The sequence below is a fragment of the Mammaliicoccus fleurettii genome, from assembly GCF_003970575.1.
Taxonomy (GTDB): Bacteria; Bacillota; Bacilli; order Staphylococcales; family Staphylococcaceae; genus Mammaliicoccus; species Mammaliicoccus fleurettii.
Window position 1 is genome coordinate 1 of sequence record NZ_RXWZ01000078.1, and the last position, 9522, is coordinate 9522.

At 28.0% G+C, this 9522-nt stretch carries 9 protein-coding genes and 1 pseudogene; 3 read left to right on the top strand and 7 right to left on the bottom strand.

The window, feature by feature from the left end:
- On the bottom strand, positions 1 to 2932 hold a 2932-nt coding region (locus CD129_RS06800), incomplete at its 3' end, for a DUF4011 domain-containing protein (RefSeq protein WP_256681899.1).
- A 418-nt stretch (positions 2933 to 3350) separates the two neighbouring features.
- Here CD129_RS06800 and CD129_RS06805 point away from each other — a divergent pair.
- The 3 genes from CD129_RS06805 to CD129_RS06815 are packed head-to-tail and all read left to right on the top strand — an operon-like array spanning position 3351 to position 4718.
- Positions 3351 to 3794 (top strand): LytTR family DNA-binding domain-containing protein, encoded by a 444-nt coding sequence (locus tag CD129_RS06805; RefSeq protein ID WP_115336995.1) that lies wholly within the window; start codon positions 3351 to 3353, stop codon positions 3792 to 3794.
- On the top strand, positions 3791 to 4261 hold the full coding sequence (locus CD129_RS06810) for a DUF3021 domain-containing protein (protein ID WP_115336994.1): 471 nt from the start codon (positions 3791 to 3793) through the stop codon (positions 4259 to 4261). Before CD129_RS06805 ends, CD129_RS06810 begins: the two co-directional genes overlap by 4 nt.
- Positions 4254 to 4718, top strand: coding sequence for a DUF4188 domain-containing protein (locus CD129_RS06815; protein WP_115336993.1), 465 nt, complete (start codon positions 4254 to 4256; stop codon positions 4716 to 4718). The genes CD129_RS06810 and CD129_RS06815 overlap by 8 nt, the downstream gene beginning before the upstream one ends.
- Before the next feature lie 173 nt (positions 4719 to 4891).
- Here the strand turns inward: CD129_RS06815 and CD129_RS06820 are convergent, their stop codons facing one another.
- The 6 genes and pseudogenes from CD129_RS06820 to CD129_RS06840 all read right to left on the bottom strand — a co-directional run bounded on the left by CD129_RS06820 (position 4892) and on the right by CD129_RS06840 (position 9406).
- On the bottom strand, positions 4892 to 5443 hold the full coding sequence (locus CD129_RS06820) for a DUF488 domain-containing protein (protein ID WP_115336992.1): 552 nt from the start codon (positions 5441 to 5443) through the stop codon (positions 4892 to 4894).
- 193 nt (positions 5444 to 5636) lie between these two features.
- Positions 5637 to 6773, bottom strand: coding sequence for an accessory Sec system glycosylation chaperone GtfB (gene gtfB, locus CD129_RS06825; RefSeq protein WP_243832010.1), 1137 nt, complete (start codon positions 6771 to 6773; stop codon positions 5637 to 5639).
- Positions 6770 to 6961 (bottom strand): hypothetical protein, encoded by a 192-nt coding sequence (locus tag CD129_RS13450; protein ID WP_243832009.1) that lies wholly within the window; start codon positions 6959 to 6961, stop codon positions 6770 to 6772. Before CD129_RS13450 ends, gtfB begins: the two co-directional genes overlap by 4 nt.
- A pseudogene (gene gtfA, locus CD129_RS06830) lies at positions 6954 to 8459 on the bottom strand (accessory Sec system glycosyltransferase GtfA). Before gtfA ends, CD129_RS13450 begins: the two are co-directional and overlap by 8 nt.
- 37 nt (positions 8460 to 8496) lie before the next feature.
- A complete protein-coding gene (locus CD129_RS06835) occupies positions 8497 to 8685 on the bottom strand; it encodes a hypothetical protein (RefSeq protein WP_078357243.1) in 189 nt (62 codons plus the stop codon).
- A 160-nt stretch (positions 8686 to 8845) separates the two neighbouring features.
- On the bottom strand, positions 8846 to 9406 hold the full coding sequence (locus CD129_RS06840) for a TetR/AcrR family transcriptional regulator (RefSeq protein WP_160149106.1): 561 nt from the start codon (positions 9404 to 9406) through the stop codon (positions 8846 to 8848).
- Between the last annotated feature and the right edge of the window lie 116 nt (positions 9407 to 9522).

The window sequence follows — 9522 nt, forward strand, 5'->3', positions numbered from 1 at the left end:
GGGCATTAATATTAAGTATTTTTTCATTATATTTGCCTAATATCAATTTATTAGTGTTAGTATAAGTTCTTAATAATGAACTAGCATATTTATACGCTTTATCTAATGGTATATTCTGATATAAACTATACATTTCTTCACTGATTGATACAGAGTATGTATAATTTTTTAAAGAATTTATTACTCTATTAAAATTATACAAATCTTTGATAGTGTTTATATCTTCATTACTAAAATGTTTGCTAATTGTTTCATTAATTATAGGTATTGCATTTTTTATATTTTCTAGTAAAGTTGAAAATTGATCTTTTTTAGAAATACTATATTTATTTACTTTAAAGTCTTTTAATGGGTGTTGACTAATACCATATTTTAATTGATTTATTGTTTTATCTATAATTGATGTGATATCTTTTATTTTCCTAATATCTTCATTTTCTAGGTTCTCAACTATTTTTGGATTTAATGTTATAATTTTTGGAACTTTTTCAAATTGTTCATGCATTTGTATTAATTCGTATAAACTATACCCACTTTTTTGTCTGCTATGAAGTGCTTCAACATAAGTACTAAGCTCATTTTTCAACTCATAAAGTTCATTTGATTTACTTTCAACATTTAATGTTTTCATCTCATAGTTTTGATTCATGCTTACTTCTATTTTTTCTAAAAATCTAGACTTTCTTGTTTTATTAGAATGTAACTCTAGTGTAAAATCTTTTAATCCTAAATTTGTTAAACGATTATTAACTACATTTAAAGCTGCTTGTTTTTCTGCAACAAACAATACTTTTTTACCTTTATTTATGTTATGAACTATCATGTTCGTAATAGTTTGTGATTTACCTGTACCTGGTGGACCATGTAGTACAAAACTACTTTTTTCACTTGCTTTTATTGCTTCTAATTGAGAAGCGTCTACCGAACTTCCTATGCTTAATTCATGCGGTTTATCTGTTTTTTCTATATTACGAGCACTTATATCTTCTAGTGATCTATCAATTTTATAATTCCCATTTATCAATGCTTGTATATTGAAGTTTGAATTAATTTCTTCTGCTCTGTTTTGTAAATCATTCCACATAACAAATTTACTGAATGAAAAGTTACTTATTGTAGCAATCTCTTCAATATCCCAACCATCTTTATCCATTATTGCCTTTCTTATAGCAGAAAAAAGCAGTGGAATATCAGTCCCTTTTTCGTCTTTAGGTAACTCTATTAAGTGTCTTAAGTCTATATTGAATTTTTGTCTCAAATATTCAACTAGTGTAATATTAAACTGTGGCTCATCATCACTTAATTCAACAAGCAGCTTACTTCCTGCACTTTTTTTCTCCATTGATAACGGCAATAAAAGTAATGGTGCATTATAAACTTTATGAATATTTCCAGGTTCACACCATTTTAAAAACCCAATCGCTATATACAGTGAATTCGCTCCATTTTCATCTAAATTCGATTTAGCTTTTCTATATATCGATTTAAGTTGTTTTTCTAGAGCATTCTCTGTTAGAAAACTTCTAAGTCTATTTTCTTTAAAATCATCATCAATGATATTTTTGAATTCTACTTCAAGTAACTTTGCATTAAAAATATGATTTCCAGATTCTTGGAATGTTATACCTTTAGGTTTTTCTATAATTTTAAAATGTTCATGAATAGATAATTCGTCTTCTAATGTAGCAACATCATATACCATTAATTGTATAGAACTTTTATTCATTCTGAAATTTATCATGGGATTTCTCAATGTTAGATCTAATAAATTTCTACTCCAAATATCAGTTTTTTCAACTGGATTAACTTTAAATTCAATATCTCCAGTTCTTTCAATAATAGTATTAGGTGCATCTGTAACTGTTTCACGAACCCCATAATCTTCCATTATAAAATCCGATTTATTTTCTTTACTCAATACAGGTGTAATACCATAATTTCTACCGCATTTCACATCAACAACTCCTTCAAAATTATAAGGAGTTAAAATATTTCTCTTAGCCATACGAGTAGACTCTTCAAATGATATATCTCTACCGTTAACTATTGATGTTGTTTCAACTACGTCAATATCTTTAATATCATCAGACAATCTTTTAGATAATGCAGCAAAATCAGAAATGTATGGTTCAGTGAAAGACTTATCTAACAACCAATATCCTGCAAATGCATGACCATGTATAAAAATAACTAATGAGTGTATTCCAACTGCTTCTAAACATGCAGCAAAAAAGAATGCTAAATCTAAACAGGTTCCATTTTTATATTGAATAATTTCTTGAGGATATCTTATATTTTGTCCAAATCTTTCAAAACTTGCTGGTGGGTTTTTATAAGCTATATTTTCTTTTTGTAACGAAGCATAAATGGCTGCAACTTGTAATCTAACGCTCTCGCTATCTCCTGTTTGATATCCATTAAAACTTGGATCTCCAGTCCATTCTTTCAGTTTCATTCCCGCTTCAGAAACTACTCTCCTTACTTCATTTTCATTTGGTACTATATATGCACAAGTTAGAGAAGGATATATCTGCGTACCTAACCAATGTTGGTAAGGTAGTATATTAATTTTATATGGTTGTTTAAAAATAGTATTGTTTTTCTCATCTAATAACTCAATAAAAAAGTGTGTAGTAATTTTTTCTATTATTTCCCTAAAGAAATCATAATTATAATTAATTTTGGGTTTTTCAATAGTGAATACATTATCTTTTTCAATGTAAGGTATTTCTTGTTCAAATTTGTATATAAAGTTGGTATTCGAATATATCTTTAACTTTAAATTCTCAAAATCCCTATCTTCGTTTAAATTCAAAAATTGAATATCTTTGATAATCGTATAATCATTTTGTGCTAATGAATAATTAATCATATCCACAAAATCAACTCTTATATCAATATCCAAATTTTCTACTATCATTCTCTCCATCATTATTCATCCCCAATCAAATTGTACTTCATATCTTAATAATAATATTATTATACTATAAGTGTTAAATGAAAATAGGATATATTACAAATATTTCAAGATTTTTCAAAATTATTTAACATAATAAAGTTGTTTTCATTATTCATAAATTTTAATAACTCTTCTCAGCAACAAACAATTATGGTGTCATATCTAAAGATGAATTTTTAGAGTTCTACAAAAGTGGGATGTATTCTGATAAAGCAAGTACATTTGATAAGTTAGCCTTACCTCAGTCTACTTGTTAGACTGAGGTTTCTTTTATTTTATTACTAAGCAATTCATTTCCCCTACCACTTACTCACATATATTTACCACTTAGCGAAATGATATAGTTTTTTTCAACGAAATTTGTTTTACTTTAGTTAAGGAGGAAGACATTATGAAATATAAAGTTAACTATGACGCTTCTTTAGAACAAGATGATTTAATCATCAACTGTCATCCTGACAATCAGAATATAGAAGAAATGATTCAATTAATACAAACTCATGCAGATCAAACTTTCTATCCTGTTAAAAACAGGCGTGATGAAACGCATATTGTGAAACAAAATGATATTTATAGTTTTCGTATTGAAAACAAACTATTAAATATCTATACATTAAATGGACAATATATTTATAATGAAAGGCTTTATAAATTAAAAAAGCATTTAAGTGATAATTTTTTACAAATATCCAAATCAGAAATCATCAATGTAACCTTTATAGATCATTTAGTACTAAATAAAAGTGGGATTATAGAAATTAAATTTATTAATAATGATACAACTTTTTCTTCAAGACGATATTTAAAGGAAATTAAGGAGGTATTAGGTATATGAAACGTTTATGTAAAGGCACGATAATAGGCATCTCAATTGGTGTCATTATTTCAATTATTTTCTCTCTATTGTTTGCTAGTGGTGGTTATGATCCTGTTAATCCACATTCTTATATGGGTGAAATTTACTTTAAATATTTAGATGATATCCAAATTATGATAATAGCCGTATGTGTTTGGGCAATGATAGGTATAACATTCAGCCTAAGCACATTAATATTTACACACCTTAAATATTCAAGAGTAATAACAACTATTCTTCATTTTCTAATCATGTTAATTATATTTTTCCCATTAGCTATACTAGCAGGATGGTTCCCCTTCAAAGTGTCGGCAATATTAATTTTCTTCATCACATTTATTGTGGTTTACTTTATTATTTGGACAATACTAAATAAAAAAAATAAAAAAACTATTAATGAAATCAATACGTATATTAAAGGGAAAAGGGTTGATCAAAATGAATAAAGGAAGATTTACAGTAGTTCCTGAAAAGGACATCACTGTATTTTTAATAGGCGTTCACATCAACAAACCTTTACAAGTCCATAAATGGCTACCTGTCATTTTAGCAATGCCAGCGATGCTTAAAGAATTATCAAATAATAAATCAATAGGCTGTCTATCATTTGAAATGTTCTTTAAATATAAAGGCGTGAATATCATACAATACTGGGATTCAAACGAATCATTATTAACATATTCAAAAATGCCTAAACACTTAAAAGCTTGGAAAAGATTTAGTAAGCAACTTAAAGATAATAATGCAGTAGGTTTTTATCACGAAACATATAACGTTAAAGAAAATAATTATGAAAATATTTATCTTAACATGCCTAACTTTGGATTAGGAAAAGCAGTATCCCCACAAGAAGTAACAACCCGCACACATTCAGCAAAACAAAGACTACAAGTAAAACAATAAATCATACTTATACAAAACAAACATCCCAACCCGAAAGATTTAATTTCGAATTGGGATGTTTTTATGTTGTGGATAATGAGTTATAAATTTAGTTTTTAGAGTGTAAGGGAAGACGAATCGCACGAAGACTTCTATAATCTATATTTTCACATATTACTTTTCATTCCAACTTGTTAAGTTTGCTTAGGATAAACTACTTCTCCATCGTCTTCAAGAATTGGCATGGCACCCCATTTTCCTAATTGATGTGGTACGACTTTAATGCCTTCTTTACTATTAAATATAATATGGTTCACTTCTATTTTATGTGCTACTAACCAATTACTTATAATTAATCGATGACATCTTGATGGATGTTGCTCAGCGCACAGTATTGCTACTGTTTCTTCTTTACTCATTTCGATTAATTCATTAACACCAATTTTAAATTCATCTGTTAATGTATAATCTGCATAATTATGAAATGATTGATTGTCCCATCCTTCATTTAGAGAATCACCAATTTCTTGTGATTGCTTTCGGCGTCCACCTAATAGCTGCATATGTTGATATTTTATATGGTGATTTTCTAACCATTTTTCAAATGATTCTTGATTATATTGAGGGTGACGTTTACTATTAGGAAATGCTCGAACATCAGCTATCATAGTTATGTTAGCTTCTTCCAACATTTGCATAAATGTATCTAACTCATAATCATAATGACCTATAGAAAAAACAGACAATTGTTCAACCTCCGCTTCCTAACATCACATATTATTTACGATTTTTCTTTTTCTCTTCAAATATAGCTAAGACAATAAAGCCTATAATAAATACTGGAATAAATGCAGCAATAAACATCATATTAATACACCTCTTATATACATGTTAATTACAAGTTTAGCTAATTAGAAAGATTAATCAAGTTATTAAGAATCACTTCTCCAATGACTGAATAAATTCTGTTGTGTTAATGGATCCTGCTGTTTGTAATTGCAATTGAAGTCGTTGATCTAACACTGATTGGTCTGTGCTTATTTGTTCTAGTGTTGTGCTTAAGTCTGCGTAACTTTCTATGTCGAACAAGTTATGCTCTGCTGTGACATCCTTGTTATGTGCAAGTTCGTTATATCCTAGGATTAATAATTGATAATTAAATGCTGCTCTTACTGCATCTAATATTTCATTTCCTTTATTTATATCTAAATAAATATCACATGTTTTATAAAGTGAAACAAACTTTTCTCTTCGTGCGTTTGGATATAAATTTACATTTGGATATTGATTCAATTTCATTAAATTCATAGACATTTCAGTTAACGCTGCGATATGAAATTCTAGTTCTGGATGTGATTGTATAATTTCTTCTATATGTGGCAATTGATCCGAGTTTGTCAATGTTAATACTTGATTTGAATGTTGATTAGATTTTATAAATTTATAAACATAACCAGCTTGGTGAATTCGATCTTGATATTTTTCGTCTATTAATGATGGAGCTTTTTCATAAGATGACTGACTAGGTAGCAACAGTTTATATTGTCTTTTTTCTTTTGCTAATGCTTTTTCCAAATGACTAATGATATTTTCTGTAATATCACCTTGCCAGAAAATCTGATCATTTCCAGGACCAGCTAATCCGTTAAGCACTGCTGATGGTATTGAAAGTGAATTAATCATGAAATCTTCAGTTTCTAATTGTGCTACTTTAAGATAAAAGTTCACAAACTGAATTTTTGAATGGAAAAAGTATTCTTTATTCTTCCAATTTAGCGTAATATCATTTGTTATAAAGTTTTCTGTCATAAACAAGTCATTGTTATGGTTGAAATACCTTTTCAAAATTCTCTTTTGAGTTTGAACATCTAACACGACTTGCGCATATTTTAACCCGAATTTATTATAGTAATCTATATATTGCGTATGTCCGCGTTTATTCAACCACTCCACACGCTCTACAATTCTTTGTTTATAATTCTTCTTATATATAATTCGTGCCTTAACTTCATCAACATTTTTAATAAATGCTGTATTATTATTACCTTCAATCGTCCAAAATCTCGGAATTGTCATTCATTAAAAAATAAAGGACTTATTGTTGAAGTAGGATTATTCGCAAAAAATTGATAAGGCGTTAATACACCCTCTGGTAAAAATCCGTTTTCTTCAATAACAATCGTTGTTCGTTGATTATCAGCATGTTTGAATGAATTATATAAAACGATTGCTTTTTTATCAAAAACATCAAATAAATTAATCATATAACACCTCACTAATTAGCTTTTTCCACTTTTGTGCTATAACTGGTTGCGTGAATTTTTCTGCAATTTCATAAGATACTTGGTTAAAACGATGCGTGTCCTGTTCAAAATATCGAACAATACCGTCTGCGATATGATTTACAATTTCTGATTCTTTTTGTTCATTTAAATTAATTGGTATTAAATAACCATTTTGTTCATCTTTGATAAAAGTAGGGTTTCCATAATTCACATCAAATCCGATCATTCCTAGTCCTGACCCTATCGCTTCCATCAATGTTAATCCAAATCCTTCGCTTGTAGAACCTGATAAGAACAATTCATAGTCTTTATATACTTGGCTTAAGTTAACGTGACCTTGTAGTTGAATGTATTCTTCTGCATTATTTTCTTTAATCAAATCCTTCAATAAACGCTTTTGACCACCTTCGCCATAAACATCAAACGTAATTTCTGGAATTGTTTCTTTTGCTTTCACTACTGCTTTCACTAACCAGTCTACATGCTTTTCGTTTGCTAATCTTGAAGCTGTAATAATTGAATACGGCTTTCGTTTCTCTGGTTTAACTAAAGTAGTTAAACTCCCAACAGGAATTGTATATATCTTAGGATACTTATGGTAATACTTTTCAAATTGCTCAGCTAATAGTTGGTTTTGAATATCGGTAGCAGTAATAAAGAAATCTATTTCATGTGCATTCATAAATACATATTCATAATAATTGTTCCATAGAATATTAGAATCATTAGTCGCAGTTTGATTATAATGTTCAGCATGAATCACGATACCTAAACGTGCTGCACCTTTATTTTGAACCACTGTCTGTCCAATATCTTTAGAACGATCAACTATAAGTAAATCTTCTTCAGTTAAATTAAGTTTTTCTAAAAAATAAGTTATAAAATCTTGTTTCGTATATAGCACTTTATCTTTAAAGACAAACATGCTTTCATCTTCATTTACATATTCATTGTAAGCAATTGAGCCATCTTCATTATAAAAAGTTCTCATATATAACTTTGCAGCATTATCTTCAGGCGCATAGTATTCTGATAAGATTCGAACATACGAGTAATAATCTCTTCTAATTAACTTTCCTCTAGAAATATATTCAACTCTATCGACAATATCACTGTCTTCATTCTTTAAATGACAATTTATATAGTTATGATCACTATTGTAATAAATGCGTCTCACTTTGCCTTTATCTTCAATTTTTGTAACCTCTGAATGTAATTGACTAGTAATTTACTCAATTGTCACACTTGTAGGTGCAATTTTTATATCTGTAAAATACTGATACAACCATATTATTTCATCATCTTTAAATCCTATATTCTCAGTTAATGTTTGAATGTTTTCATTTTTAATAAAGTCTAAAAAAACGAATTTAATCGTTTGCTCGCACTTTCTTAATAACTGCGCTCTATATAATTGCGCATACTCAACACCACTACTTGCCCATCCAATTCCAAGATTAATATTATAAACTGTCACCTGTATCACCTCACCTTATATTTTTATCAGTTTTCTATTATATAAACAATCTAACTAAGCTTGAGACCATTAAAATCACTAAAAAGAATGTACACATAAACTTTAGAGTAAAGAATTGTTTCTTTTCTTGTTTTTTCTCTTTTTTAAAATCATATTCACGTAATTCATCTTCAATTTCTTTATTAAGTCTTTCTAATTCTTCTTTACTTATATCAACATTATTCATTTTATTTACCTTCTTACTTTTTAAAATCATGATTACTGACCACGAGTCAGTTATATTCTAAAAATTAGTATTTAACAAATTTATTTATTTGCTAAATACAAACCTTTTAGATTATACAATAAATTTTATGGAAAATATACACTAAATTAAAACTTTTTTATTATTTAAAGTCGTTTTCAGAAACAGAATCGATTCCACTCATGATCATTTTTATATAAACCGATAAAATACGGTCATCTTTAGAAATATTATTATCTAAAATCTCTTCTTTAATATAAAAATCTACAATCCCCATTATATATTTTACTTTAAATAATGAGCTTGCTGATTCATCGTTAAACAACTTAAGTGCTATAACTTTTCTAAATGGCTTATAACCTGTACGCAAACTATTCATCCATTCACTTTCACTCGTAGCAGCTAATAAATTATTCATTATTTGTCGTTTTTCAATCGAAAAATCTATAAAAATATTAAAAAGATCAATAATCATAGCATCAGTGTTTTTCTGATTATCTAGTTGATTAATTTGATATTCTATTTCATTGATTAACATCATACCGATAATATCGATTAATTGGCTTTTATGTTCAAAATAGTAATAAAAAGTCCCTTTACCTAAACCAGCAGTTCGACAAATATCAGCTACCTTTAAATCATGGTATCCCCTTTCAACTAATAATTCCTTTGCAGTTTCTATAATTAAATTTCTTGTTTCCAAAAAAATTCATCCCTTTTCTTTGTAAGCTTTAATTAAACATTTCATTTAACTAAATATCCATTTAAAAATACTTCAACTCAACAATGTCTATAAATTATACAACATATCTATTAATT

What these genes read in the sequence shown, in the direction of transcription:
- CD129_RS06805 (WP_115336995.1), top strand. Translation starts at nt 3,351, where the DNA reads ATGAAATATAAAGTTAACTATGACGCTTCTTTAGAACAAGATGATTTA.
- CD129_RS06810 (WP_115336994.1), top strand. Translation starts at nt 3,791, where the DNA reads ATGAAACGTTTATGTAAAGGCACGATAATAGGCATCTCAATTGGTGTC.
- CD129_RS06815 (WP_115336993.1), top strand. Translation starts at nt 4,254, where the DNA reads ATGAATAAAGGAAGATTTACAGTAGTTCCTGAAAAGGACATCACTGTA.
- gtfB (WP_243832010.1), bottom strand. Translation starts at nt 6,773, where the DNA reads ATGACAATTCCGAGATTTTGGACGATTGAAGGTAATAATAATACAGCA.
- CD129_RS13450 (WP_243832009.1), bottom strand. Translation starts at nt 6,961, where the DNA reads ATGATTAATTTATTTGATGTTTTTGATAAAAAAGCAATCGTTTTATAT.
- CD129_RS06835 (WP_078357243.1), bottom strand. Translation starts at nt 8,685, where the DNA reads ATGAATAATGTTGATATAAGTAAAGAAGAATTAGAAAGACTTAATAAA.